At 60.8% G+C, this 26,066-nt stretch carries 28 protein-coding genes; 14 read left to right on the top strand and 14 right to left on the bottom strand.

Features of this window, described 5'->3' with window-relative positions; translation table 11 throughout:
- Positions 1-18: 18 nt before the first annotated feature.
- A complete protein-coding gene (locus AB4Z13_RS07915; RefSeq protein ID WP_310384840.1) occupies positions 19-900 on the top strand; it encodes a 3-hydroxybutyryl-CoA dehydrogenase in 882 nt (293 codons plus the stop codon).
- Positions 901-1,081: 181 nt separating this feature from the next.
- On the opposite strand, the gene tlpA is transcribed toward AB4Z13_RS07915, so the two are convergent.
- Complete coding sequence (gene tlpA, locus AB4Z13_RS07920; protein ID WP_439016719.1) at positions 1,082-1,744, bottom strand: thiol:disulfide interchange protein TlpA; 663 nt, start codon at positions 1,742-1,744, stop codon at positions 1,082-1,084.
- Positions 1,745-1,770: 26 nt separating this feature from the next.
- Here tlpA and argH point away from each other — a divergent pair, with 26 nt between their 5' ends.
- The 4 genes from argH to AB4Z13_RS07940 all read left to right on the top strand — a co-directional run bounded on the left by argH (position 1,771) and on the right by AB4Z13_RS07940 (position 7,592).
- Positions 1,771-3,174, top strand: a complete 1,404-nt coding sequence (gene argH / locus AB4Z13_RS07925) for an argininosuccinate lyase (RefSeq protein WP_439016720.1) — start codon at positions 1,771-1,773, stop codon at positions 3,172-3,174.
- Positions 3,175-3,314: 140 nt separating this feature from the next.
- Positions 3,315-3,509 (top strand): LPS translocon maturation chaperone LptM, encoded by a 195-nt coding sequence (lptM, locus tag AB4Z13_RS07930; protein WP_113319692.1) that lies wholly within the window; start codon positions 3,315-3,317, stop codon positions 3,507-3,509.
- Between the two features lie 12 nt (positions 3,510-3,521).
- The gene (gene lysA, locus AB4Z13_RS07935) at positions 3,522-4,790 is read left to right on the top strand and encodes a diaminopimelate decarboxylase (RefSeq protein WP_439016721.1); all 1,269 of its coding nucleotides are present in this window, start codon (positions 3,522-3,524) and stop codon (positions 4,788-4,790) included.
- A 168-nt stretch (positions 4,791-4,958) separates the two neighbouring features.
- The gene (locus AB4Z13_RS07940; protein WP_439016722.1) at positions 4,959-7,592 is read left to right on the top strand and encodes a TIGR02302 family protein; all 2,634 of its coding nucleotides are present in this window, start codon (positions 4,959-4,961) and stop codon (positions 7,590-7,592) included.
- A gap of 55 nt (positions 7,593-7,647) precedes the next feature.
- Here AB4Z13_RS07940 and AB4Z13_RS07945 read toward each other — a convergent pair whose 3' ends face one another.
- The 3 genes from AB4Z13_RS07945 to AB4Z13_RS07955 all read right to left on the bottom strand — a co-directional run bounded on the left by AB4Z13_RS07945 (position 7,648) and on the right by AB4Z13_RS07955 (position 9,445).
- Complete coding sequence (locus AB4Z13_RS07945) at positions 7,648-8,007, bottom strand: response regulator (RefSeq protein ID WP_112545534.1); 360 nt, start codon at positions 8,005-8,007, stop codon at positions 7,648-7,650.
- Between the two features lie 119 nt (positions 8,008-8,126).
- Positions 8,127-8,669: a hypoxanthine phosphoribosyltransferase gene (gene hpt, locus AB4Z13_RS07950; RefSeq protein WP_007825075.1), complete on the bottom strand. Its 543-nt coding sequence runs from the start codon at positions 8,667-8,669 to the stop codon at positions 8,127-8,129.
- 110 nt (positions 8,670-8,779) lie between these two features.
- Positions 8,780-9,445 carry a hypothetical protein gene (locus AB4Z13_RS07955; protein ID WP_439016723.1) on the bottom strand — a complete coding sequence of 222 codons (666 nt, stop codon included), beginning with the start codon at positions 9,443-9,445 and terminating at the stop codon, positions 8,780-8,782.
- Positions 9,446-9,651: 206 nt separating this feature from the next.
- Between AB4Z13_RS07955 and ftsE the strand changes: the two genes are divergently transcribed.
- From ftsE to AB4Z13_RS07975, 4 genes are all read left to right on the top strand, one after another.
- Entirely contained in the window at positions 9,652-10,311 is a 660-nt protein-coding gene (gene ftsE, locus AB4Z13_RS07960) for a cell division ATP-binding protein FtsE (RefSeq protein WP_007825071.1), read from the top strand.
- 64 nt (positions 10,312-10,375) lie between these two features.
- On the top strand, positions 10,376-11,323 hold the full coding sequence (locus AB4Z13_RS07965; protein WP_405049741.1) for a cell division protein FtsX: 948 nt from the start codon (positions 10,376-10,378) through the stop codon (positions 11,321-11,323).
- 62 nt (positions 11,324-11,385) lie between these two features.
- Positions 11,386-12,099, top strand: a complete 714-nt coding sequence (locus AB4Z13_RS07970) for a YdcF family protein (RefSeq protein ID WP_439016724.1) — start codon at positions 11,386-11,388, stop codon at positions 12,097-12,099.
- 89 nt (positions 12,100-12,188) lie between these two features.
- Entirely contained in the window at positions 12,189-12,986 is a 798-nt protein-coding gene (locus AB4Z13_RS07975) for a lysophospholipid acyltransferase family protein (protein WP_439016725.1), read from the top strand.
- 79 nt (positions 12,987-13,065) lie between these two features.
- On the opposite strand, the gene AB4Z13_RS07980 is transcribed toward AB4Z13_RS07975, so the two are convergent.
- Entirely contained in the window at positions 13,066-13,599 is a 534-nt protein-coding gene (locus AB4Z13_RS07980) for a gamma-glutamylcyclotransferase (protein ID WP_439016726.1), read from the bottom strand.
- Positions 13,600-13,649: 50 nt separating this feature from the next.
- Here AB4Z13_RS07980 and AB4Z13_RS07985 point away from each other — a divergent pair, with 50 nt between their 5' ends.
- Entirely contained in the window at positions 13,650-14,666 is a 1,017-nt protein-coding gene (locus tag AB4Z13_RS07985) for a DUF2125 domain-containing protein (RefSeq protein WP_439016727.1), read from the top strand.
- Here AB4Z13_RS07985 and AB4Z13_RS07990 read toward each other — a convergent pair.
- From AB4Z13_RS07990 to AB4Z13_RS08005, 4 genes are all read right to left on the bottom strand, one after another.
- The gene (locus AB4Z13_RS07990; RefSeq protein ID WP_439016728.1) at positions 14,663-15,082 is read right to left on the bottom strand and encodes a GNAT family N-acetyltransferase; all 420 of its coding nucleotides are present in this window, start codon (positions 15,080-15,082) and stop codon (positions 14,663-14,665) included. The two genes, AB4Z13_RS07985 and AB4Z13_RS07990, sit on opposite strands and share 4 nt — an antisense overlap.
- Positions 15,083-15,086: 4 nt before the next feature.
- Positions 15,087-16,013, bottom strand: coding sequence for a prephenate/arogenate dehydrogenase family protein (locus AB4Z13_RS07995; RefSeq protein WP_439016729.1), 927 nt, complete (start codon positions 16,011-16,013; stop codon positions 15,087-15,089).
- Entirely contained in the window at positions 16,010-17,107 is a 1,098-nt protein-coding gene (gene hisC, locus AB4Z13_RS08000) for a histidinol-phosphate transaminase (protein WP_442205955.1), read from the bottom strand. Before hisC ends, AB4Z13_RS07995 begins: the two co-directional genes overlap by 4 nt.
- A gap of 99 nt (positions 17,108-17,206) precedes the next feature.
- Positions 17,207-17,983 carry a class I SAM-dependent methyltransferase gene (locus AB4Z13_RS08005; RefSeq protein ID WP_113319703.1) on the bottom strand — a complete coding sequence of 259 codons (777 nt, stop codon included), beginning with the start codon at positions 17,981-17,983 and terminating at the stop codon, positions 17,207-17,209.
- 54 nt (positions 17,984-18,037) lie between these two features.
- Here AB4Z13_RS08005 and gloB point away from each other — a divergent pair, with 54 nt between their 5' ends.
- Both gloB and AB4Z13_RS08015 read left to right on the top strand, forming a co-directional pair.
- Complete coding sequence (gene gloB, locus AB4Z13_RS08010; protein WP_439016731.1) at positions 18,038-18,808, top strand: hydroxyacylglutathione hydrolase; 771 nt, start codon at positions 18,038-18,040, stop codon at positions 18,806-18,808.
- Between the two features lie 3 nt (positions 18,809-18,811).
- A complete protein-coding gene (locus AB4Z13_RS08015) occupies positions 18,812-19,252 on the top strand; it encodes a cupin domain-containing protein (protein ID WP_007822202.1) in 441 nt (146 codons plus the stop codon).
- 43 nt (positions 19,253-19,295) lie between these two features.
- Here the strand turns inward: AB4Z13_RS08015 and yddG are convergent, their stop codons facing one another.
- Both yddG and AB4Z13_RS08025 read right to left on the bottom strand, forming a co-directional pair.
- Positions 19,296-20,192 carry an aromatic amino acid exporter YddG gene (yddG, locus tag AB4Z13_RS08020; protein WP_439016732.1) on the bottom strand — a complete coding sequence of 299 codons (897 nt, stop codon included), beginning with the start codon at positions 20,190-20,192 and terminating at the stop codon, positions 19,296-19,298.
- Positions 20,193-20,225: 33 nt separating this feature from the next.
- The gene (locus AB4Z13_RS08025; protein ID WP_439016733.1) at positions 20,226-21,008 is read right to left on the bottom strand and encodes a DUF3108 domain-containing protein; all 783 of its coding nucleotides are present in this window, start codon (positions 21,006-21,008) and stop codon (positions 20,226-20,228) included.
- A 242-nt stretch (positions 21,009-21,250) separates the two neighbouring features.
- On the opposite strand from AB4Z13_RS08025, the gene rpmB reads away from it, so the two are divergent.
- Together rpmB and AB4Z13_RS08035 are read left to right on the top strand one after the other, a co-directional pair.
- Positions 21,251-21,553, top strand: coding sequence for a 50S ribosomal protein L28 (rpmB, locus tag AB4Z13_RS08030; RefSeq protein WP_439016734.1), 303 nt, complete (start codon positions 21,251-21,253; stop codon positions 21,551-21,553).
- Between the two features lie 133 nt (positions 21,554-21,686).
- Positions 21,687-22,322, top strand: a complete 636-nt coding sequence (locus tag AB4Z13_RS08035) for a VUT family protein (protein WP_439016735.1) — start codon at positions 21,687-21,689, stop codon at positions 22,320-22,322.
- A gap of 181 nt (positions 22,323-22,503) precedes the next feature.
- Here AB4Z13_RS08035 and AB4Z13_RS08040 read toward each other — a convergent pair whose 3' ends face one another.
- The 3 genes from AB4Z13_RS08040 to cobT all read right to left on the bottom strand — a co-directional run bounded on the left by AB4Z13_RS08040 (position 22,504) and on the right by cobT (position 26,064).
- The gene (locus AB4Z13_RS08040; protein ID WP_439016736.1) at positions 22,504-23,067 is read right to left on the bottom strand and encodes an ATP-binding protein; all 564 of its coding nucleotides are present in this window, start codon (positions 23,065-23,067) and stop codon (positions 22,504-22,506) included.
- Positions 23,068-23,140: 73 nt separating this feature from the next.
- The gene (locus AB4Z13_RS08045) at positions 23,141-24,139 is read right to left on the bottom strand and encodes an esterase-like activity of phytase family protein (protein WP_439016737.1); all 999 of its coding nucleotides are present in this window, start codon (positions 24,137-24,139) and stop codon (positions 23,141-23,143) included.
- Between the two features lie 23 nt (positions 24,140-24,162).
- On the bottom strand, positions 24,163-26,064 hold the full coding sequence (gene cobT / locus AB4Z13_RS08050) for a cobaltochelatase subunit CobT (RefSeq protein ID WP_113319711.1): 1,902 nt from the start codon (positions 26,062-26,064) through the stop codon (positions 24,163-24,165).
- Positions 26,065-26,066 lie beyond the last annotated feature (2 nt).

A 26,066-nucleotide genomic window follows, 5' to 3' on the forward strand; every position in this document is an offset into this window, starting at 1 on the left:
GCCGGGCGGGGGTTGGAGATGAGCGCGGTGTTGAAGAATATTGGTATCATTGGTGCGGGCCAGATGGGCTGCGGCATCGCGCATGTTTCGGCCGCCGCAGGATACAAGGTTCACATCTACGATCTGTCGCAGGATCGTATCGAGTCCGGCCTTGCCACCATCAACGGCAATTTTGCGCGTCAGGTGACGAACGGCAAGATGACGGATGAAGAGCGCAGCGCAGCGCTTGCGCACATCACCGGTTCAGCCGATGTCAACGATCTCGCTCCCTCCGATCTTGTGATCGAGGCGGCGACCGAGGATGAAAGTGTCAAGCGCAAGATTTACGCGCAGGTCTGTCCGGTACTGAAGCCGGAAGCTATCCTTGCCACCAACACCTCCTCGCTGTCGATCACACGTCTTGCGTCCGCGACAGACCGCCCCGAGCGCTTCATGGGCATCCATTTCATGAACCCGGTTCCGGTCATGAAGCTCGTGGAGCTGGTGCGCGGCATCGCGACCGAGGAAGCAACCTTCTCTGCCGCCCGGGAATTCGTCGCTTCGCTGGAAAAGACGGTCACAGTCGCCGAGGATTTCCCGGCCTTCATCGTCAATCGCATCCTGCTGCCGATGATCAACGAAGCGATCTATACGCTGTACGAGGGCGTCGGCACGGTCGATGCGATCGACACCGCCATGAAGCTCGGTGCCAACCATCCGATGGGGCCGCTGCAGCTTGCCGATTTCATCGGGCTCGATACCTGCCTCTCGATCATGCAGGTGCTGCATGACGGCCTCGCCGACAGCAAATACCGCCCTTGCCCGCTGCTTGTGAAATATGTCGAAGCCGGCTGGCTCGGCCGCAAATCCGGTCGCGGCTTCTACGATTATCGTGGCGAAACGCCGGTTCCGACGCGCTAGGCTCGTCCGTCATCAGAACGGGTGAATGGAACAAACGCCCGAGACATGCTTTCCTTCCGTCGAACGGAAGGAAAATGCCATGTCGAGCGAATTGCCGATGTTCCTGCTGCAGTGCGGCGTCCTGATCGGACTTGCAGGCGTCTTCCTCATTCGCGGCGCCGGCGACTCCTGACGGCCGCTCTTACGAACCCACCGCACCTTTGATCAGCGCCTTGGCATCCTCGCTGTCCCAGGCAGCCGGGCCATTCATGGCTGAGATCAGGCAGCCCTTGTCATCAAGCAGGAGCGTCACCGGAAGACCGAAGGCCAGGCCCTCCTTCTTCAGGCTGTTAAAGACGCCGATCGTGTTGTCGCGATAGAGCTGTAGCGCATCGACGCCGATTTCACTGAGGAACGCCCTCGGCTTTTCGTCGTCGCCGGTATCGATATTGACCGGCACGACCTGGAACTTGTCGCTGCCCATCTCTTTCTCCAGCGCATTCAGCGCCGGCATCTCCTCACGGCAGGGCACGCACCATGTGGCCCAGAGATTGAGAAGCACGGTCTTGCCGGAGAAATGATCGAGCGTCATCGGCTTACCGTCAGGGCCGTTGAAGGCGACGGTTCCAAGCTTCTTCGGCTGGTTGGCGGCAACCATTGCGGCAACCTGGCCCTTCATGAGCGGCGTCAGATTGGCGGCGCGCTCCTTCGTCAGCGGGCACTCGGCCGAAGCCGTATCGCCGATACCATTGCCAATGCCCGTCTCCTTCACGTATACCGCTGCCGCACCGGCAACAATGCCAGCAACGGCAGCGATTGCGATCAGTTTCACCGACGGCAGGCCGAAGGGTTTTTTCGTCGTCATTTCATTCTCCAGGACGGGCATCTTCCATGGCCGAGGACAACACGGACACCAAATCCTCCAACCAGATGTGGGGCGGACGTTTCGCCTCCGGCCCCGATGCGATCATGGAGGAGATAAATGCCTCGATCGGTTTCGACAAGAAGCTGTTTGCCCAGGATATCCGCGGATCGATCGCCCACGCCACGATGCTCGCCCATCAGGGCATCATTTCTGCCGACGATAAGGACAAGATCGTTCACGGGCTAAACACGATCCTGTCAGAAATCGAAAGCGGCAATTTCGAGTTCTCTCGTCAGCTCGAAGACATCCATATGAATGTCGAGGCCCGGCTCGCGACCCTGATCGGCCCCGCCGCCGGTCGCCTTCATACTGCCCGCTCGCGCAATGACCAGGTAGCGCTCGACTTCCGCCTCTGGGTGAAAGAAGAGCTGCAGAAAACCGAGGCCATGCTGACCAACCTGATCGCCGCCTTCCTCGACCGCGCCGAAGAACATGCCGACAGCGTCATGCCCGGCTTCACGCATCTTCAGACCGCCCAGCCGGTCACCTTCGGCCACCACTGCATGGCTTATGTGGAAATGTTCGGCCGCGATCGCTCGCGCGTTCGCCATGCGATTGAACATCTGGACGAAAGCCCGATCGGTGCGGCAGCGCTCGCCGGCACCGGCTATCCGATTGACCGTCACATGACGGCCAAGGCTCTCGGCTTCCGCGAGCCGACCCGCAACTCGATAGACACCGTTTCCGACCGCGATTTCGCCATCGAATTCCTGGCGATTGCCGCGATCTGCGCCGTGCATCTTTCGCGCCTCGCCGAAGAAATCGTCATCTGGTCGACGCCGCAATTCGGCTTCGTTCGCCTCTCCGACGCCTTCTCGACCGGCTCCTCCATCATGCCGCAGAAGAAGAACCCTGATGCGGCCGAGCTGGTGCGCGCCAAGACCGGTCGCATCAACGGCTCGCTGATCGCCCTGCTGACGATCATGAAGGGCCTGCCGCTCGCCTATTCCAAGGACATGCAGGAAGACAAGGAACAGGTCTTCGACGCCGCCGAAAACCTAGAACTGGCGATTGCCGCCATGACCGGCATGGTGCGCGACATGACGATCAACACTGTCAGAATGAAAGCGGCTGCCGGATCCGGTTATTCGACCGCGACGGATCTCGCCGACTGGCTAGTGCGCGAGGCGGGCCTTCCCTTCCGCGACGCCCACCATGTCACCGGCCGTGCTGTCGCACTTGCCGAAAGCAAGGGCTGCGATCTCTCGGAGCTTCCGCTTGCCGATCTGCAGGCGATCAATCCCGCCATCACCGACAAGGTCTATGACGTGCTGACGGTCGAAGCTTCGGTCGCCAGCCGCAAAAGCTTCGGCGGTACGGCACCTTCGGAAGTCAGGAAGCAGATCGCCTATTGGCGCGCTCGCAATTAAGTCATTTCCGGGCGAAATGGAGACCGTCCGCCGCCCGGAAATGCACACAGGCCGAAGCTTCAACAATCGGGGTGCACAAGGCTGATAAACTTCGCTATGAAGATGCCAGCCAGTGCCCCGTGCCCGATATGAGGATATTCATGCAGATGAGCTTGCCGCATTTCATCCGCCTTACGGTGGTTTTTGCCGTCATCGGCCTTGCCGTTGCCGGATGCGGCCGCAAGGGCGACCTCGATCCGCCGAGCGCCAACGCGACGAAGGGTGGCGATGTTTCCAAGCCGACGAAACAGCCTGGCACCGTCGATAAGCCCTTCATTCTCGATCCCCTTCTCTAAGGCCCGGCTACCGTGAACCATTTCGAGTACCGCGACGGCATTCTCTACGCCGAGAACGTTCCCGTTCCCGAGATCGCCAAGGCGGTCGGCACGCCCTTCTACGTCTATTCGACAGCAACGCTCGAGCGCCATTACCGGGTCTTCTCCGAGGCTTTCGGCGATGTCGATTCCATGGTCTGCTACGCGATGAAGGCCAATTCGAACCAGGCCGTGCTGAAGACGCTCGGCCGGCTCGGCGCCGGCATCGACGTGGTTTCCGAGGGCGAGTTGCGCCGCGCGCTTGCCGCCGGAATTCCCGCCAATCGCATCATGTTCTCCGGCGTCGGCAAGACACCGAATGAGATGGATTACGCACTCGAAGCCGGCATCTACTGCTTCAACGTCGAATCCGAACCGGAACTCGAAGTCCTCAATCAGCGTGCCGTGCGCGCCGGCAAGAAGGCGCCCGTTTCCTTCCGCATCAATCCCGATGTCGATGCCCGCACCCATGCGAAGATTTCGACCGGCAAGAAGGAAAACAAGTTCGGCATCTCCTGGGAGCGCGCCCGCGCCATCTATGCCCGCGCCGCCAGCCTGCCCGGCATCGAAGTAACCGGCATCGACATGCATATCGGCAGCCAGATCACCGAGCTGCAGCCCTTCGACGATGCCTTCAAGCTGCTGCACGATCTGGTCAACACGTTGCGCGCCGACGGCCATAACATCCACCACGTCGATATCGGCGGCGGCCTCGGCATTCCCTACAAGGACGACAACAACCCGCCGCCACTGCCGGACGCCTATGCCGCGATCGTCAAGAACCAGCTTCGCGCGCTGAACTGTAAGATCATTACCGAGCCTGGCCGCCTGATCGTCGGCAATGCCGGTATCCTCGTGACCGAAGTCATCTACGTGAAGGATGGCGGCGAGAAGACCTTTGTGATCGTCGACGGCGCGATGAACGACCTTATCCGCCCGACACTCTATGAGGCCTATCATGAGATCCGCCCCGTGGTGATTTCGGCCGCCAACGCGCCGCGCATCCGCGCCGATGTCGTCGGCCCCGTCTGTGAGACCGGCGATTACCTCGCTCTGGACCGGGAAATGGCGACCCCGAAGCCGGCCGACCTCCTGGCCGTCAGCACGGCCGGCGCCTATGGCGCGGTCCAGGCTGGCACCTATAATAGCCGCCTTCTGGTGCCTGAAGTACTGGTCAAGGGTGACGAATTCCATGTGGTTCGTCCTCGCCGCACTTATTCGGAGTTGATCGGTCTCGATTCCGTTCCGGCTTGGCTGGACTAAAAGTCGCAATCACTTTTTGGCGACCACACGCGAAAAACCGGTATTGACCGGTGCTCGCCCTCGCCTTCGCCACAAAGAGTGTTATCCTTTTCTTTCGTGAGCGTATTGCCCAGCAATCGCCGGAAGCGCCCTCTGTTCCCTGAACACCAGATCGCGGAGACCGGATTGATGACAAGCCCCGCAAGGCAGAAGAAAGGCGCATTCGCGCTTCAACCCTCTCTTGCGCGGCTGGTGGCGGCAAAGCGTTTCTTGGCCCGGATCGTGCTTTTTGCCGAGCAGGTCCTTCCGTTGCTGGTGCCCGCCCTTTCCGTCATCGCGATTTATCTCTCGGTCTCCTGGTTCGGCTTCTTCCGCTTTGTACCGGACTGGCTGCGCATCCTCCTGCTGATCGCCTTTGCCGCTGGCTTCCTTGTTTCCCTGCTGCCGTTCCGTAATCTTCGCTGGCCACAGGTTGTCGATGCCGACCGCATGCTGGAAGAGCGTAACGGCCTGCCGCACCAGCCAGTCATGGTGCAGGGGGATGAGCCCGCCTTCGATACGCCTTTCTCCCGCGCCCTGTGGCGTGAACACCAGACGCGCATGGCGCGGAAGATCGCGACATTGGACGCCGGCCTGCCGCGACCCGATATCGCCCGGCACGACCGCTTCGCGTTGCGTGCAATTCCAGCGCTGCTTGTTGTCACCGCCTTCGGTTATTCGCTGTCCATCAACGGCGGCTCTGTCGCCGATGCATTTCAGCCTGCACCTGCACAGGTTACGAGCAATCCGGCCGTGCGTGTCGACGCATGGGTGACCCCGCCCTCCTATACTGGCCGCGCGCCGATCTATCTGACGGCCGATGGCAGTGAACAGGCGCCGATCGGTGTTCCGCAGTTTTCCAGCCTGACGGTGCGCGTCAGCGGCGGCCAATCGGCCGAGAAGGTGCTGTTCAGGAAGGCCAATGGCGAAAGCCAGGAAATCGCTGTTCAGGAAGACACCCGGCCGCAGCAGCCAGCCACAAATGCCGATGCCCAACAGGTTTCGGGCGCTCCAGTCGCACCTCAGTTGATGGCGCAGACGCACATCATGAAGCTTGAGGAGAATGGCGCACTGCAGGCAAACGACCGCACCTGGAATTTCGACGTGCTGCCCGACAAGGCGCCGGAAATCGCCTTCGACGGCATGCCGCGCCGCGCCGTCAACGGCGCGCTGGAAATCGGCTTCACGGTGAAGGACGATTACGGCGTGCAGGAGGCTCATGCCGAGATCGTGCCGGTCGAATCCGATCCGGCCGCAACACCGCTCTACCCGCTGCCGGAGTTCCGGCTGGACATTCCCCGCCGCAACGCGCGTGACGGCAAGGGCCTGACGAGCAAGAACCTGACCGAACATCCGCTGGCCGGCAAACGCGTGCGCATCACCCTCGTCGCCAAGGATGCTGCCGGACAGACGGGCCGCAGCCCGCCCTATGAGATGATCATGCCGTCGCGTCCGTTCAGCGAGCCGCTGGCTGCGGCTGTCGCCGAAGAGCGCCAGACCTTCGCTCTCGATACCCGCAAGATGCCCGAGGCGATCGCGCTCAACGAAGCCCTGACAATCCGGCCCGAGGAGACGATCCCGAACACCACCCATTACCTGCTGATCGAGTCCGCGCTGACCCGCATGAAGCTCGCCAAGGGTGATGAGCAGCTCAAGGATACAGCCCAATATCTCTGGGACATCGCCCTCGGCATCGAGGAAGGTGATCTTTCGCTGGCCGAACGGCGACTGCGCGACGCCCAGCAGAACCTTGCCGATGCGCTGAACCGCAATGCTCCTGATGCCGAAATCAAGAAACTGATGGATGAGCTGCGCAAGGCGATGCAGGATTATATGAACGAGCTCGCCCAGCGCCTGCAGAACATGCCAATGCAGCCGAACCAGAATGCCCAGAATTTCCTGCGCCAGCAGGATCTGCAGCGCATGATGGACCAGATCGAAAACCTGGCACGCTCCGGCAATCGCGATGCCGCCCAGCAGATGCTCTCCGACCTGCAGCGGCTGATGAACAACCTGCAGACGGCCCGTCCGCAGCGCGGCCAGCAGCAGGAAAACAGCCAGCTGACGCAGCAGATGAACAAGCTCGGCCAGATCCTGCGCGACCAGCAGAAGCTGATGGACGAGACTTTCCGCCTCGACCAGCAGCTTCGCGACCGCATGCAGCGCGGCGATCCCAACATGGACGACATGATGCCGGGCGAGGAAGGCCAGCAGCAACAACAGCAGGGCCAGCAGGAGCAGCAAGGCCAACAGCCCGGCGACCAGATGACGGCCGAGCAACTGCGCGAAGCGTTAAAGCAGCTCCGTGGCCAGCAGGATGCACTCGGCAAGCAGTTGCAGGAACTGCAGAAGAGCCTTGGCGATATGGGTATGAAGCCAGGCGAAGGCTTCGGTCAGGCACAGCGCGAGATGGAAGGTGCCGGCCGTGACCTCGGCCAGGGCAACGGCAGCAGCGCCGTGGAAGGCCAGGGCCGGGCTCTCGAAGCCCTGCGACAGGGCGCACGTGACATGATGAGCCAGATGATGCAGGCGCAGCAGGGTCAACAAGGACAGCAGGGCCCGAACGGCCAACTCGGCCAGGGCAACCAGAACGGCCGCGATCCGCTCGGCCGCCCGCGCCAGACCGACCTCGGGCCGGACATGAACAACGATGTGAAGATACCCGACGAGATCGACGTTCAGCGCGCCCGAGAGATTCTGGACGCTATCCGCGAAAAGCTCGGCAACAATCCGACCCAGGCGATTGAGCGACAATATCTCGAACGGCTGCTGGATATTCAGTGATGCTGGGAGGATGAGGCTTTTGGCGTGCCTCGGAGGCACGCCCGGGCCATAAACGTCAGGCCACTAGCGCCCGTGCCACGGCCTTGCGGATGTCTGGCAAGGCGAACGGCTTCGGCACGACATCGATGATCTTTTCAGCGAGGTCGTCGGCCCGTTCGCGCTGTTCGGCATAGCCCGTCATCAGCAGGATTTTCAGCGCCGGAAAGGCGTCCTTCGCCTGATGCGCCAGTTCGATGCCGTCCATGACCGGCATACGGATATCTGAAAGCAGCAGGTCGTAGCTGCCGCCCTTCAACTTTTCCAGCCCTTCCGCCCCGTCGGCGGCTTCATCGGTCTCATGACCGTCAAGGCGTAGTGCCCGGGCTACGAAAGTACGAAGGGAATCCTCGTCTTCCGTGATCAGAATTTTTGCCATCTGTGCATTGCTCCGTCGTCATGCCCCGCGACCGAGATCGCACGCCGTTCCCTAGCGATCGGTAAACACGCGCGGCGGATCGACGGAATGGTTAACAAGCCGTCTTGAAGCAGGACGCCTTACGCGTCACCGGTAACCACGCCGACGAAGGGCAGCTCGCGGAAAGCATAGGCAACGTCCATACCGTAGCCGACGACGAAATAGTCGGGGCATTCGAAGCCGACATAGTCCGCTTCCAGCTCTTCCTTGCGCTTGACCCGCTTGTCGAGCAGTACGGCGATCGTCACGTTGCGCGCGCCGCGCTCATAGAGCAATTCCTTGGCAAACCGCAGCGTACGGCCGGATTCGAGGATGTCGTCGATCAGCAGGACATCACGGTCCTTCACGTCGCTGTCGATGTCCTTGACGATCCGTACGCCCTGCGAAACCGTGCCCGCGCCATAGCTCGAGAGCGTGATGAATTCGACCTCGGGAGCAAGGCCGGTATCATGCAGAGCGCGCAGCAGGTCGGCCGCAAAAATAAAGGAGCCCTTGAGCACGGCGATGACCAGCAGGTCCTTCGTCGGACCGGCGGCGATATCCTGCGCCATGGAATGATTGCGCTCGGCTATCTGCTCGGCAGTGAAGAGCGGCTCGATGTTTTTTCCGCGCACGACAGGCATAAAGGCTTGCTCCGTAAAATGAAGGGTAAGCCGTTAGCACATTAATTCCGGCGAAACACCCCGGAGAGACAGGTTTTTCCCATCGATCAATCCAAAAACGCGCCTCGCGCTCATGGCATGAACGAAAGCCGCACCTCCGGCACCTTGCCGCCGGCATGCTGCACGCGGGCTGAAAAGCCGCGGCTCTGGCCTGCATAAATGGCATCCGTCGGCGGTGCGATGACGATACTGGCGGTCAATCGCTCGTCGGCGACGAGATCGGCGCGGATCGGCTTGACCTGTTGTGTCACGCCGCTTTCATTCTCGACGATGCCGTTGATCAGCAGGATGCGCATGCCATTGGCGTCGCGCGGGGTAATCGTCACATGCGAAAAGTGGAGCGTAGTAGCCGGCGACGCTCCACTCTTCAAAAGTCCGGAGAACCCGCCGGCAAGTCCGAAGACCAGCACGAAGAGCGAGATCACCAGTGCCGCAAAGCCCCGAAGCGACGCCTGTTGCAGCCAGACCTCCATGCCACGCAAGACCGCGGCAGCGGTGGCAAGCCAGACCGGAGGCTGCGTCTCGGGCGGAACGCTACGACGGCGATTGTCGTTTTGGGTCGCGTCGCGGGCACTGGCAGATGCACCTTGCGGCCGCGCCTCACCGACGACCACGAATTCGGCATCGGCTACGTCATCCGTGCGCGGCATGCGGCGGGGTTGGCGGATAACCCGCTCCGGCGGCAGAAAATCATAGGCCCGGCCGGCGGCCGGTCGTCTGAAGGAGGATGCTTCCATGGTGGCGACCTCTCGGATGTCCACATGGTTTCGCTGCCTAAGACAATCTTGGCATTGAAACGAATCCAGCCCAGTCGTAAATTTCAATGGTTAATGCTTCGCAAAGATCGCCATCAAACGGGCGTCTTTCCGGCAAAATTTACCCGCTGTTAACGGTGTTGGTTAACAAGTCATGCGGTGAAACCACGAAAGACTGAGCTACCCCGTTGATCCATTTCGAGAATGTCGGTTTGCGATATGGTATGGGCCCGGAAATTCTCCGGGACCTGACTTTCGACATCCCGAAAAAGTCCTTCCAGTTTCTGACTGGCCCGTCCGGCGCCGGCAAGACCACGCTGCTGCGCCTGCTCTTCATGTCGCTGCAGCCGACCCGCGGCCTGATCCGCATGTTCGGGCGCGACATATCCGAGATCCCTCGTCCGGAGCTGCCGCTGCTGCGTCGCCGCGTCGGCATCGTCTTTCAGGATTTTCGTCTCCTCGACCATCTGACGACCTATGAGAATGTGGCCCTGCCGCTTCGCGTGCGCGGCAAGGATGAAAGCACCTACAAGACCGACGTGCTGGAACTTTTGAAATGGGTCGGGCTCGGCGAACGCATCAACGTGCTGCCGCCGGTGCTCTCGGGTGGCGAGAAACAGCGTGCTGCGATCGCCCGCGCGCTGATGGATCGGCCGGAAGTGCTGCTCGCCGACGAGCCGACCGGCAATGTCGATCCGCCGATGGCCAAACGCCTTCTGAACCTCTTCATGGAACTCAACCGTCTAGGCACCGCAGTGGTGATCGCCACCCACGATCTCTCGCTGATGGACCAGGTGGAAGCCCGCCGCATGATCCTCTCGGAAGGGCATCTCGATATTTATGACTAAAACGCCCACCAGGACCCGCGCGAAGGCGCCCGCCGCTGCCGCCCAACAGCCCAAGCGGCCGGAGATGCGCGTGCGCCCCACGGCACCGATCCTGCCGCCATCAAACATTCAGGGCAATGCGCTGATGGTTGTCATTGCCATCATGGCCTTCCTCGCCTGCCTAACGCTCGGCGGCGTCAGCATGGTTCGCTCGACGGCAGCGAGCTGGGAAAGCCAGATTTCCCGCGAAGTCACCATTCAGATCAAGCCGGACGACAATCTGGACATGGAAAAGGCCCTCGTCCAGGCCCGCGATATCGCGCTGACCTTCGTCGGCACGAAGAGTGGTCAGATCGTCGACGAAGCCGCCACCGCACGCCTTCTGGAGCCCTGGCTCGGCAGCGGCCTGGACATCAAGGAACTTCCCGTGCCGCGCCTCGTCATCGTCACCATTGACGAGAGCCATCCACCCGACTTTGCGGCAATGCGGGACCTTCTGAAGGAAAGCATTCCGCAGGCCTTCCTCGATGACCACCGTACCTGGGTCGACCGGCTGGTTGCGATGGCCCGTACGACGGTCATGATCGGCACCGGCATCCTGCTGCTCGTTTTCGCCGCCATGGTGCTGACAGTGGTCTTTGCGACGCGTGGCGTGCTCTCGGGCAACCGCCACATCGTCGAAGTGTTGCATTTTGTCGGCGCCGAGAGCTCGTTCGTCGCAACGGAATTCCAGAAGCATTTCCTGAAAATCAGCCTCAAGGGTTCGGCGATCGGCAGCGCACTGGCCGCCCTCTTTTTCGCCGCCGCCGGCTTCTTGCAGAGCAAGACGATCGCCACGCCCGAGACCGATCAGGCAACGGCCCTCTTCGGCACATTTTCGGTTGGCGCCCTCGGCTATCTCGGCATCTTCGCGACGATGATCGTGATCGCACTGCTGACGACGCTGACGGCGCGGCTCACCGTCATGCGCACGATCTATGAAATCGATATATTACGTTCCGATCCGACGCGGGCTGACGGCATCGTGAATTGATCGCAGCCATGCCGCCATGAAAGCGTCTGTTCCGCGCCGCAATCAGCGTATAATCACGACTCATGACGATGGGCCATACGACACGCAATCCGATTCGCCCAGACCCGGAGCATGAACGCCCCGAGAACGTCTTGCCGCGTCGCGGCCCAATCCGTCGCGTCTTACGCTGGATGGGCTTTTCCTGCGTGTTGATCGCCGCGCTGATCTTCGGCGGTTTTTTACGCTTTGCAGATTCGGTCACGACCCTGAAGCCTCCTGCCGAGCCGCGGGCGGACGCAATCATCGTACTGACCGGCGGCTACCAGCGTATCGATCAGGCCGTCGAACTCCTGCAGAAAGGCGCCGGCAAGCGGCTGCTGATCTCTGGTGCGCATCCCTCCACCACGCCGACGCAGATCCGCAGGATGACTCAAGGGTCCGCCGATCTCTTTTCCTGCTGTGTCGACATCGGCTATGACGCGCTCGATACGATCGGCAACGCCGAGGAAGCCTCGAACTGGATTCATGCAAAGGGCTATAAGAGCATCCTCGTCGTCACCAACAACTACCATATGCCGCGCAGCCTCGCCGAACTCTCCTATGTCGATCCTGACATCGAGTTCATTCCCTATCCCGTCGTCAATTCTGATCTGAAGACACGCGATTGGTTCACCGATCCGAACGCCATGCGCGTCATGCTGGCCGAGTATGCCAAGGTGCTGCTGGCAGGCGGGCGCAACATCGTCGGCCTGCGCCATACCGGCCTGCGTTCCGCCAGCCTGGCCGATCAGAACTGAGGCTTTTACGCACTTCGGCAATCAGACGCTTTTTCTGACAGGCAATATCGTGTAGGCCGGTCGGCGTGACCGTGCCTCGGGAAAGTTTCATGATCGCCCTGCGTTCCGTTCTGTTCAACACGATCTTCTATGCCAACCTCATCATCAGGATGATCGTGCTCTCCCCCTTCTACTTCATCGCGCCGCGCAAGCTCGCCTACAACGTCCCCAAGAACTGGGCGCGCTCGAACCACTGGCTGATGCGGGTGATCGTCGGCACCACTTTCGAGATCGAGGGCTTGGAGAACCTGCCTGACGGCAGCTACATCATTGCGCCGAAGCATCAGTCCTTCTGGGATACTTATGCGCTGCTGCCCAACCTCAAGGATCCGGTCTATATCCTCAAGCGCGAGCTGATGTGGATCCCGCTTTTCGGCTGGTACGCGAAGAGGCAGCGCATGATTCCGGTCGATCGTGGCGCGCGCGGCAAGGTGATGGTGGAGGTGTTGAAGCGCACCAAGGAAGAGCTCGCCACCGGCCGCCAGCTCATCATCTATCCCGAGGGCACGCGACGCCCACCGGGTGCCGAGCCGATGTACAAATATGGCATCGCCCGCATGTATCGCGACCTGCAGCTCCCGGTCGTACCCATCGTCATGCATCCCGGCCTGTTCTGGCCGCGCCGCAGCACCATGCGTTATCCCGGTCATTTCAAGGTACAGATCCTGCCGCCCATCATGCCTGGCATGGATCCCGACGCGTTCTTCGCCCATCTGATCGACGTGACGGAAAGCGCCAGCGATCAGCTTCTGATCGACACGGTCGAACACAACCCGCATGTGCCGCTGCCGCCGACGGCGGTAGAGAGGCTGGCCGAGTTGCGCAAGGCAAAGGCCGCGACGGCTTGAAACAATTCCAGCAAAAGCGTGCAGCGATTTGCGTCGGAATTACATAAAAACAAAGAGATAGATCTTTTCCGGGAAGGATCTAAGCCGCGGCACGCAGCCGCGTGACTTCCTCGACCACCTGTTCCAGCCACTGGTCGCGAATGCCCATCTCCTTCAAATGCGCGAGCGTATTGAAGACATAGGCATCGTTCGGGCCCGACTGGCCGACAGAGACATTAACGATCCGTGCGGCGGCAAACGCATCCAGTGCGCCGGCATATTGCTCATGGGCGCGGTCGACCACATAGGCGACCGCCCGCGCACTGCGACCATCCGGAAGCTGCAACGGCAGGTGCCGTTCCAGATAGACGTTTGTGACGAGTTCGCGGGCGCGCAGATAATCAATCACCTCATGCCATTTCTCTGTCGCTACGCGAAAAGCCATGCCGCGGCAGGCGCCGCCTCTGTCGAGGCCGAGAACAAGGCCGGGATTTTCGCGGCTGCCGCGATGCACGAAAGAACGGACGCAGAGCGAGCGCCGGTAGCCATAAACCAATGCCTGCGACCGCTCAACGAATTCGAAGCCCGGATTCCACATCAACGAGCCGTAGCCAAATACCCAAAATTCGTCCATATCGCACGCCAGATCAAAATCAGATTTCGTTTTCACCATTGGAGAACATCATGGCAGCGTCAAGCCAATCCGGCAGCGGCCAATACAGCAACGGCAGGAAATTCTGGTTGCTGGGCGGCGCTATCCTTCTGGTGATCGCTCTCTATGCAGGCGGCTGGTTCTATGCGGCCTCTGCGTTGAAACAGACCGTTCTGACCGCAATCGCTCCTCGTGCCGAAGTGGGCGTGAGCGGCGAGTGCTCCGATATTGAATTCCGCGGCTTTCCTTTCCGCATCGGACTTTTCTGCTCCAAGGTGGATGTGGACGATAATGTGAACGGCATATCCGCCACCTTCGGCGCGCTTCGCTCCGCCGCCCAGGTCTATGCCCCCGGCCATATCGTCTGGGAACTCGACTCCCCGGCCGAGATCCGCACCGCGCAGGGCCTGACCATCAATGCCCAATGGGACAATCTGCAATCGAGCCTCGTTACCAAGGCGCAGGGCATCGACCGCACCTCGACCGTCATTGACGGGTTGAAGGCCGTGGCCATCTCCTCCTTTACCGGGCAGACTGTCAATTTCGATGCCGCCCGCACCGAGATCCACCTGCGGCAGAACGGAGCGGATCTTGACGGCGCAATCTCGGTCGAAAACGCCAATGCGATCGTCAAGGACTGGCCGCAGGTCTTCCCGAAATTCTCCGCCAGCGCCGACCTGACGCTGATTGGCAAGGCCGGAATGATCGACGGCACCGACGAACAAGGCATCCACGGCTCTCAGGGCGAGCTTCGCCGCATCGTCGCCGATATCGGCGATGGCAAGGTAATGACCATTTCCGGCCCCTTCGCCTTCGACGAACAGGGCTTCCTCTCGGGCAAGTTCAAGCTGGAGATCGAGCAACTCGGCCCCTGGGGCAAGAGCATCAAGGAGGCCTTCCCCGATATCGCCTCGACGGTCGATACCGCAACCAAGCTGTTGAAGGCGCTTGCCGGCGGCGGCGATAAGGTTTCCGTCGATCTGGTCGTCGATCACGGCAATGCGACAGTGAGCGGCTTCATCCCGCTCGGCAAGATCCCGCCGGTTTAATCGAGTTTTTTAAGGAAGAAGACTTCCGGCACCGTCTGGATGCCGGGCAGTTCGATCGACCCGGTTTCAGAAAATCCGTTGCGGCGATGCCAGTCCTGCGGGCGGCTTTCATCGCACTCGCTTGATGTCATCAAAAGACGCGCGCCGCTCTCGCGCATCTCCGTTTCCCAGGCAAGAAACAGCGCCGTGCCGACGCCGGACCGGCGATGGCCATCCAGCACCCGGATCATTTCCATGTAGGGAATCCTGCCCCAGAAGCGGGAGAAGCGCAGGAAGCCGACAATCTCGCCTTGCTCGCGGGCGATCAGATATTCGCCGAGATCGATGCAGCGCGAAATCCAGGCCTCGCCGACATGGTGATCCTCGCGAAGCAGCCATTCCTTCTCCGTCTGGCCCGGCTTCGCGATCTCCACCATGAGACTATTTCTTTTCCAGCGGATGTGGGCGGCCGAAGTCCGGCGCATCCACATCCTGGCCTGCCTGGACGATCGAGCGTCGGATGGCACGAGTGCGGGTGAAGAGTTCGAAAATCTTGTCACCCTCGCCCCAGCGGATCGCTCGCTGCAGATAGGCGAGATCTTCCGAGAAACGCGCCAGCATTTCGAGGATCGCGTCACGATTGTGCAGGCAGACGTCGCGCCACATCGTCGGATCTGATGCGGCAAGACGGGTGAAATCGCGGAAGCCGGAGGCGGAATATTTGATAACTTCCGATTCCGTTACCGTCTCGAGATCGTCAGCCGTTCCCACAATATTGTAGGCTATGAGATGCGGCAGATGGGAGACGATCGCAAGCACCTTGTCGTGATGCTGGGCGTCCATCTCGTCGACTCGGGAGCCGAGCGCTTCCCAGAAGCTGCGCAACGTCTTCAGCGCTGTCGGGTCAGTTCCTTCGAGCGGCGTCAAGATGCACCAGCGTCCCTGAAACAGGCCGGGGAAGCCTGCATCCGGGCCGGACTTTTCCGTGCCCGCGATCGGATGGCCGGCAATGAAATGCACATGATCAGGCATGTGCGGCTGCATCTGCGCGATCACGGAAGCTTTGGTGGAGCCGACATCAGTAACGATCGCGCCGGGTTTCAGGCTGCTGGCGATCTCTTTCGCGACACTTTCGGAGGCGCCGACCGGCACCGACACAATGACGAGATCGGCATCCTTTACCGCCTCTGCCGACGAGGTCGTATATCGATCGCCGAGCTGCAGCTCTTCGGCACGCTTCAGCGTCTCGACACTGCGTGTGGCGACGACGACTTCATTGGCAAGGCCCAGACGCTTGATGTCATGGGCAAGCGAAGAGCCAATCAGGCCGATACCGATCAGGGTGATGCGATTGAACTGCGCTGTCATGCCTTACGTCCCATGAATTCGCCAAGCGCCTCGATGACGCCGTCATTGGCCTCTTCCGGACCGACGCTCATCCGCAGCGAGTTGGGAAAGCCGTAGCCGCGCACCGCGCGCAGGATATAGCCGCGGCTCGTCAGGAACTCATCGGCATCCGCCGCCCGCTTGCCGTCGACATCGGGGAAATGGATGAGAACGAAGTTGGTCACAGATGGCGTAACCTCCAGGCCGATGGCCTCGAATGCGCTCGTCAGCTTCTCGATCCACATCTGGTTGAAAGACACAACATCCTGAATGAAGGACTGGTCGCGGATCGCGGCAGCGCCCGCGGCAATTGCCGGCGCATTCATGTTGAATGGCCCACGCACGCGGTTTAGGGCGTCGATGATGTCGACCGGCGCATACATCCAGCCGACACGCAACGCTGCAAGGCCATAGACCTTAGAGAAGGTACGGGTCATGACGACATTGGCGTTAGACGAGACCACCTCGATACCGGCTTCATAGTCGTTGCGGCGAACATATTCCGCATAGGCAGCATCGAGCACGAGGATGACGTGCTTCGGCAGGCCGGCCTGTAGGCGGCGAATCTCGCTCACGGGAATATAGGTGCCGGTCGGATTGCCAGGATTGGCAATGAAGACGATCTTCGTCTTGCCTGTCACCGCAGTAAGGATCGCATCGACATCGACAGTGTGGTTCTTTTCCTTGACCACGACAGGCGTCGCACCCGCGCCCATGATCTGGATCTTATAAACGAGGAATCCGTGCTCGGTGATGATGCCCTCGTCGCCGGCGCCGAGATAGACCTGGCAGAGCAAGCCGAGCAGCTCGTCGGAGCCGTTGCCGCACAGGATGTTTGCCGGGTTGAGGCCGTGCACTGAAGCGATCGCCTCGCGCAGCTCGTGCGCTTGACCGTCCGGGTAACGCTCGAGATTGCCTGCGGCCGCCTTGAATGCTTCGATCGCCTTGGGGCTCGCGCCAAGCGGCGTCTCGTTGGAGGAGAGCTTGTAGACGCGGGCCACACCCGGTGCATGCTCCTTGCCCGGCACATAGGCTGCAATATCCAGAATACCGGGACGCGGAACGGGCTTGCTCATCTCAACACTCATGGATCGACCTTGGAAATTGCCGGAAAGCCGGCGAAAGACTTGAGTGCAATTAAAGCGGAATGGCGATTTTGTCGAGTGCTGCAGCGCTCAGCGGCTGCGCGTGGTCGGCACGCCATGCGGCGCAAGCACGGGCACGAAAACGCGCCGCGAGGCGCGCGCGGCAACCGGCAGGCCCTGGTAAAGCCGCTTCTGCGCCTCGACGATGATGACGCCGGAAAAAGCCGGCCAGAGCGTGCGGCCGATCCGCTCGAAGCCGCGGCGCAGGCGCAGCACCGCACGCAGTTTCGACGGCGGGAAGAACAGCGCTTCGGCCGTCGCGCCCGGCGTGAAGTTGGTCTCGCGCAGCAGATGGGTCAGCTGGCCGCGCGAATAGGGCCGGCCGGAGCCGAAGGGCGTATGTTCCATGCGCGCCCAGACACCACGGCGGTTCGGTACCACGATAACGAGGCGTCCGCCCGGCGCCAGCACCCGCCAGAGCTCCTTCAGGGTCTCGCGCGGACTTTCGGCAAATTCCAGCGAATGCACCATCAGCACCCGGTCGATTGAGGAATCCGGCAGCGGCAATTCCTCGTCGAAGATCAATGCGGTGGAAGAAAGCGAACCGACAGGCCAGTTCACAGCCCCCTGTCCAGCGGGCATGAAAGCGAAGGTGCGTTCCGTATCAGCCTGGAACCGGTCAAGGAAGGGCACGGAATAACCAATGCCCACAAGTCGCTCCTGCGGCAGGCGCACCCAGAGCGACGATAGCGCCATGGCAATCGACTGCTCGGCCATGTGCCCAAGCTCGGAATGATAGAATTGGCGAAGGTCGACGATATCGGCGTGCATTAAGACAAATGTTATCAGTGACCGGTTGGACTTCAAGGCCGGAACCTCTACATTCCCGGTCAGTACGAGGGATAAGGGACTATTTGAGCGATGAAACCTTTGGAATTAGAAGTTTTTCTCTGCCGCAGCGACAATTTCGGTGTTCTCGTCCATGACCCGGAAACCGGGCAGACCGCCTCGATCGATGCGCCTGATGCGGCAGCCGTGGAAGCTGCTGCTGTCCGCCGTGGCTGGACCATCACCCATATTTTCACGACCCATCACCATATCGACCACGTGGAAGGCAACCTGCCGCTAAAGGAGCAGTACGGCCTGGAGATTATCGGCCCGGTCAACGAAGCGGTGGCGATTCCCGGCCTCGACAAGACGGTGGGCGACGGCGACAGCTTCCTCTTCGGCGATCATACGGTCAACGTCATCGAAACGCCCGGCCATACTGCCGGCCACATCTGCTATCACTTTGCCGACGACAAGCTCCTCTTTGCTGCTGATACGCTCTTTGCGCTCGGCTGCGGCCGCCTGTTTGAACGCCCCGCCGCCGACATGTGGCATTCGCTGCAGAAGCTTGCCGTTCTTCCGGATGAGACCGCCGTCTATTTCGGCCACGAATATACGCTCTCCAACGCCCGTTTTGCGGTTACGATCGATCCCGGCAATGAGCGCCTGAAGAGCCGCGCGGCGGAGATCGAGGCACTGCGGGCCGATGGTAAGTTCACCATTCCGACGACGCTGGCGCTCGAAAAGGAAACCAACCCCTTCCTGCGCGCGGCGGATCCCGCCGTCCGCCGCAATCTGCTGATGGAAGGCAAGACCAATGAAGAGGTCTTCGCCGAAATCCGCAAGCGCAAGGATAATTTCTAGGACATGGCCGGGAGAGAACTCACCACCGAGGAGATCATCCGCGAGCTTAGCATGCAGCCGCACCCCGAAGGCGGCTGGTATGCACAGACCTTCCGCGACATCAATGGCGGCGAACGCGGCCATTCGACGGCGATCTATTATCTGCTCGCAAGGGGAGAGCGCTCGCACTGGCACCGTGTCCATGATGCGGCAGAGGTCTGGCACTACTATGCCGGCGCGCCGCTCGCCCTGCACCGCTCCGGAGACGGTCGCCACAGCGAGACGCTGAAGCTCGGCACGGATATTGCCGGCGGTGAGCGGCCGCAGGCCATCATCCCTGCCAATTGGTGGCAATCGGCCGAAACCCTGGGCGACTATACGCTGGTCGGCTGCACGGTGGCGCCCGGTTTTGAATTTTCCAAATTCGAGATGGCGCCACCGGACTGGAAGCCCGGTATTATCTAGAGCTTTTCCTGGTCAAATTGAATTATTCTGACCAAGAAAGGCTCTAGGCCTGCTCCGCCGCGACCGGCTGCATCTGTGGCTTGCGGCGGAACATCTCTTGTGCCGCAAGCACTGCACCGCCCGTGATCAGCAGACAGGCAAGCGCGATGCGCCAGCTCGGCTCGGCAATACCGAAAACAGTCAGGATCAGTGTCGAAAGCAGCGGCGCGGCGTAACTTGCGGCACCAAGGATCTGGATGTCGCCGTTCTTGACCCCATGATCCCAGGCATAGAAGGCAGCTCCCACCGGAAAGAGACCGAGGCCGAGCACGGCAAGCCATTCGAAGCTCGTCTCCGGCCAGACCGTGGTCTCAAGCCCCAGATGGCAGAGCAGCGAAAGCACCGATGTCGCAAGGCAGAAGCCAGTAACGACATCGGTGGAGACGGCATCAAAACGCCGCGTCAGCAGCGAATAGCCCGACCATGTGAAGGCACAGAGGAAGGCCGCCCCGTAGCCGACGGCATAGGCGCCGTCGAAATCGATGCCGTTGCGCCCGACAATCATGAAGGTGCCACACAGACCGGCCAGAGCGCCGACAATGTGGTACCAGCGCTGCCTCTCGCCCGGCAGCAGTGCCGAACCGACGACGATCAGCAACGGCCAGAGATAGGCAATCAATCCCGCCTCGACGGCCGGCGCATTCCTGAGCGCCGTGAAATAGAGAAAATGATAGCCGAACAGGCCGGCAATGCCCGTGATCCAGATCTTTGCCGGCTGCTTCAGGAGCGCGATCCGCGACGGGTTGAGGATGAGTACGAGAATGCCGGGAATGCTGCCGATGGCAAAGCAGATGGCCGAAAGCTGGAACGGCGGCATCTTGCCGGAAGCAGCTGTAAAGAGCGCCAGGAACGACCACATCAGAATGGCCGTAAAACCGATCAACGTTGCCTGAAGCTTCACCCATCCCCCTCGCGGAGACTTACGAAGGCTCCGTCAGCTGTTCACGCTGCTGTACTTCACAGCCGTGATCGTCACCGTCCCGTATTCCGTGGGAATGCGGACGTAGACCGGAGCATATACATTTGCCGCCGCCGCCTTGGCAAACCAGATTTCCATGCGGTTACTCTTGCTGAGGTAGACGAGATCCTTGCGGCCCTTCTTGTAGCCGGAGCGCGGAATGAAGCGCACGCCGCAGACAATCGCCTTGCCTTTGAACCCATCGGTCGAGAAATCCTCGTCGCCTTTCGGTGAAAGCACGAGGTCCATGCGCGTCTCGCCATCGAAGATCGGCAGCTTCTGCGAGCAGACATCGGTATCGCCGGTGAAGATGAGTCCCGAAATGGGGTCAAGCACAGAGCGCATGTCGCCCTGTGTTACCGGAATCCATTCCTTCGGCCGGCGCGGCTCCGGTGTCGTGGTGGCCGAAACGATATTGCCGTTGCGGTAGCTGACCTCATAGGTGCGAACCTTTTTGCCGGTCTTGTAATAGAGGACATATTTTGCCGCCTGCAGCCGGTCGTCGCGTACCACCCCGGTAACGCTGGTCTTTGCTAGGATGTCGGTCACGAGATCGGCAAGTCCGGCCGATTTGATGTCACCGTCGATTTTGTAACTGTGATCGTCTTCGATCTTGGTGAGAAAGGCAGCCCGCGCGATCGTCAGGCCGGCAAGGGCTACCTTGTACTCCGTGCGGTGCTGTACTTCGCTCGCACCGGCCGGCAAGGCCAGAAGCGCCGCGAATGCCGAAACTAAAATCCGTCTGCCCAGATGAGCCATGGTGAGAGCCTTGTCTTGCCGGGCCGCTTGCGCCCTTGCACTGCGGTCTATACTCCTGCCGCATCACGAAGAAAACAGCAGCTTTTTGACAGAATTGCGGGAAAGGCCAAGGTTTGGCTTGACGCGCGCGACCGGTCTGACTATAGAACCGCAACTTTCCAATCATGGCCTGATGGATTGCGCAGCCGGTTGTTGCCGGATTGTCATTCAATGGCCCGAGAAAAACAAGAAATAGGTGTTCCATGTCCCGCATGTGCGAATTGACCGGCAAGGCAGTCCTGACTGGTAACAATGTCAGCCATGCCAACAACAAGACCAAGCGCCGGTTCCTCCCGAACCTGTGCCAGGTTACGCTGATCTCCGACGCGCTCGGCCAGCGTTACCGTCTTCGCGTTTCGGCTGCTGCTCTTCGTTCCGTCGAGCATCGTGGCGGCCTCGATGCCTTCCTGCTGAAGGCAAATGAAGGCGAACTTTCGATGCGCGCTCGCCTGCTGCGTCGCCAGATCGTCAAGAAGACCGCCGAAGCAGCAGTTGCTGCTGCCTAAGCTCGGCCTCAGTCTTTCAAAAGCTTCAAAAGGCTTGCACGGATAATATCCGGACAAGCCTTTTGCTTGTTGGCCCGGCCTTGTTCCTGGCTGAAATCTCACTCGAACTGGTGGCATCACCCAGGATAAAAAAATGCTGACGACCCGCTATACCCTTATCTATGTCGCGCTGATGACGCTCGTCGTCGTCGCGTCCAATTTCCTCGTCCAGTTTCCGTTGAACGCCACGGTTGCCGGCATCAATCTCGCCGACATTCTCACCTGGGGCGCCTTTTCCTATCCGATCGCCTTCCTGATCACCGACCTGACGAACCGCCAGTTCGGCCCGCAGGCTGCGCGTAAGGTGGTTTTCGCCGGCTTTGTCGTTGGTGTCGCCCTTTCCTTCTTCACCTCGGTTCCGCGTATTGCGATCGCCTCTGGCTCGGCCTATCTCGCCGGCCAGCTTCTCGATATCGCCGTCTTCAACCGCCTGCGTCGTCAGGCCTGGTGGCGCGCACCGCTCGTCGGCTCGCTGATCGGCTCGGCGCTGGATACGGTGATGTTCTTCTCGCTGTCCTTTGCCGCCTTCTTTGTCTTCCTCGGCCCGAACGAGCCGTTTGCGCTGGAAAACGCGCCGATCTTCGGCGTCCTCTCGACGGAAGCCCCGCGCTGGATCTCTTGGGCGCTCGGTGATTTCTCGGTGAAGATGCTTGTCGGCCTGGTGATGCTGCTGCCCTATGGCGCACTCATGAACGTGCTGCGCCCGGTGCCGTCCGCTGCGGCACGGTAAATACCGTCCCACAATCCGCCCTCGGATCGGAATCCTCGCATTCCCCACCTTTCGCCTGGATGGCGATCATTTCTGGTCGAGCGACCCAGGAAAACGCTCTGATCATGAATGCTGGACGGGCTGGCTGCAGACCTTACTGCAGCCAGCCCGCACCAACCGATGGCAACGCCAACTGCAGATCTCACGACGACTGAAGGCGCCCTGCAATGACCGCCGGGTGGCTCAGCACCTCCGCGATGAGTTCATCGACAGGCCGTGATGAATCGAGCCGCAAAATCGGCCTCGTCAGCGTCTTCAGCCACTCCTCATGCCTAACGAGACTTCGGCGTTCCGGTCCCGCCGTATCGTAGCTCTCTGCCCATTCCATGAATTCGCGGCTTTTCACCGCCATGTCGCCACCGGGCCTGATCCTCTCGCCGTAGTGCTCCTCCTCGCGCTTGCGGATGCGCTCCATACGCGCGACGGGATCGATCCTCAGAAAGACCACCAGATCGTATAGTGGCTCGAATTCCGCACCCCATTTTATCGCCGAGCCGGAAAGCACCCAGCCGGCATCGGGCAGCGCTTCTTGCCTGAGCATCGAGATACGCGCCCCAACCTCGCGCTGCGTCGTGAAGGGCGGATCGGTGGGCATCCAGAAGAAATGATCTGTATCGAGATGACGGATGTCGAGCAGCTCGGCCAGCGCCAGGCCAAGCGTGGTCGTGCCGGAGCCCGAGGCCCCCGTGATATGGATGCGCATCATACAACTCTCAAAGGCTGGTATCGAAAGGGATGGTCCGCATAGCGCAGAGTTATGACAGCCGTTCGAAGGCCGCTCAATCGACCAGCCGGAATTCCAGCATCAGATTGCGCTGCAGGATGGAGTGATTGTCGTCCGACACCAGGATGATATGCGTCGTGCCATCGGCTGCCTGGAAGGCATCGAGCCCTTCCATATTGTCGATATTGTAATTGAAGTTGCCCTCGACGAGCAGCTCGCCGTTCACGATGGCGCCGGGCTTGATGTCTGCTCCCTTGATTCGGCGAATGCGCATGCCGATACCTTCGGCCATGTTGAAGCGCCGCTCCAGCAGCAACAGGTCGCCACCCGGCAGGAAGGCACCGTCAGTCACATCGAAGCTGCCATCCTTCTCGACGGTGAACTGCCCCTTCTGCGGCCCGGCCAGAATAGCCGCAAGCCGGTTACCGTCCTCGTCGAGGCTACGCTCCGCCACGATTACGGGCGCGCCTTTCAGCGGGCTCGAGGCGGGGGCTACGACAACGGTTTCGATGCCGCGGTTTGCCCGCATCTCGTCGCGGGGAATGAGGATCCCGACCGTCGACAGGGATCGCGAGTCGAGAAAACCGGGGTTCGGATAGACATCGACGCGATGGTCCTGCTCGAAGGAAACAAGAATCCGGTCGCCATCCAGTGCGAGGCCTTCGGCATCCATGCGCCCCTTGCCCTCATAGGTCCGGCCAACACGGTCCCGCATCGGCGTGATCTCGACACCGGAAAGACCGGACAGCCTGCCCTTGGCATCGCGCTCGATGCTGCCCGTCAGCCAGTGCCCGGTATCGAGCACGCCGACGAAACTGTTGCCGTCAGGGCGCATTCGGATGGAGGAAAGCGAGCCGAAGAGGGAGTTGCTCGACACCATCTCCAGCCCGCCGATAAATTCCAAGGGGCCGAAGCGGCTTTCGTTGCGACCTATATGAAAATCCGAAATCTTGCGGCTGATGATCTTCGCAGGCTCGCCCGCATGAGCGCCTGACAAGCCTGTCGCGAGGCCAAGAACGACCAGAGCCGCGCGAGACAGGTTTTCAAACGCCATGCGGATGTTTCCCCAAGACTGTATCAGCCAGCGCGGCGTAGGCGGCCACCGCGCGGCTGTGCGGCATGGTCCTCGAACAATTCGGCAAGCTGCTCGGTCATGGCGCCGGCAAGCTCGTCCGCATCGACGATCGTCACGGCGCGGCGATAGTAACGCGTCACGTCATGGCCGATGCCGATTGCCAGAAGCTCGACCGGAGAACGCGTCTCGATCTGTTCGATCACGGCGCGCAGATGCCGCTCCAGATAATTGCCCGGATTGACCGAAAGCGTGGAATCATCGACCGGCGCACCATCCGAAATCATCATCAGGATGCGGCGCTGCTCGCGCCGCGCCAGCAGGCGATTATGCGCCCAGATCAGCGCCTCGCCATCGATGTTTTCCTTGAGCAGGCCTTCGCGCATCATCAGGCCGAGATTGGTGCGCGCGCGCCGCCACGGGGCATCGGCCGACTTGTAGATGATGTGGCGCAGGTCGTTGAGACGGCCGGGCGTCTGCGGCTTGCCATTGGCAAGCCAGCTCTCGCGTGCCTGACCGCCTTTCCAGGCCTTCGTCGTGAAGCCGAGGATCTCCACCTTGACGCCGCAACGCTCCAGCGTGCGCGCCAGGATATCGGCGCAAGTCGCGGCAACCGTGATCGGCCGGCCGCGCATGGAGCCGGAATTGTCGATCAGCAATGTCACGACCGTATCGCGGAACTGCGTGTCGCGCTCCATCTTGAAGGAGAGCGGTTGCGTCGGGTCGATGATGATGCGCTGCAGTCGCGCCGTATCGAGATAGCCTTCCTCGAGATCGAAATCCCAGGAACGGTTCTGCTGCGCCATCAGCTTGCGCTGCAGGCGGTTTGCAAGACGGCCGACAGCGCCTTGAAGATGCGCCAGCTGCTTGTCGAGAAAGGCGCGCAGGCGCTCCAGTTCGGCGGCATCGCACAGCTCTTCGGCCGTGATGATCTCGTCGAATTCCTCCGTATAGACGTGGTAATCGACCTTCTCATTGAAATCGGCGAATGGCGTATTCGGACGGCGGGTTTCGCCCGGCGTCTCGGAATCGTCGTCGCCTTCTTCCATCATGTCATCGTCGGAGATTTCGGCGCCTTCGGTTTCGCCGTCCTCCATCTGCTCGTCGGAGACTTCGCTGTCCTCGACAGGCGCCGCATCGCTGCCGGCATCCTCGTCGACCTCATCTTCGTTCTGCTCGTCGCCCGTCGGCTGATCATCCTCGTTGGACTGATCATCGGCGTCAGGATCGCTGTCGTCATCGCCATATTCCTCGGCCATTTCCATGGCCGAAAGCATATTGCGGATGACCTTCGAGAAGGCCTGCTGGTCGTTGATGACACCGGTGAGATTGTTGAGCTCGCTGCCAGCCTTGTCTTCGATAAAGGAACGCCACAGGTCGAGAACTTTTCCGGCCGAAGCCGGGGGCTTCTGGCCGGTGAGCTTTTCGCGCACCATCATCGCAACGGCTTCGCCGATCGGCGCATCTTCCTGCCGTTCGATGCCGGTGAAATTCGCCTTGGCGTACTTCTCCTCGGTCATGGAACGCAGATTGGCAGCCATGCCTTCCATCCGCAGCGAACCGATCGATTCCACGCGCGCCTGCTCGACAGCGTCGAAGATCGCCCGGGCATCCGAACCCTGCGGCGCCATGCTGGAATGGACCTTCTCGTCGTGGCAGGCGATACGCAGTGCCATGGAATCGCCAAGGCCCCGCGTCACCGCCAACTCATGCGCCGTCGGACGCTTGGAAAGCTCCGGCAGACGAATGCGCTCACCCGTCATGCCGGGACGCTCATTGGCGAAGGCCACTTCGACCTGGTCATCGCCCGCGATTGCGCGCACGCAGCCCGTTATCGCCCGCCGCAACGGCTCGACATCGACGGGCGCACCAGGCTTTGCTTTCGAATTGTCACCACGAGATGCCATGA

It is taken from the genome of Rhizobium sp. YAF28, assembly GCF_052113285.1.
Taxonomy (GTDB): domain Bacteria; phylum Pseudomonadota; class Alphaproteobacteria; order Rhizobiales; family Rhizobiaceae; genus Rhizobium.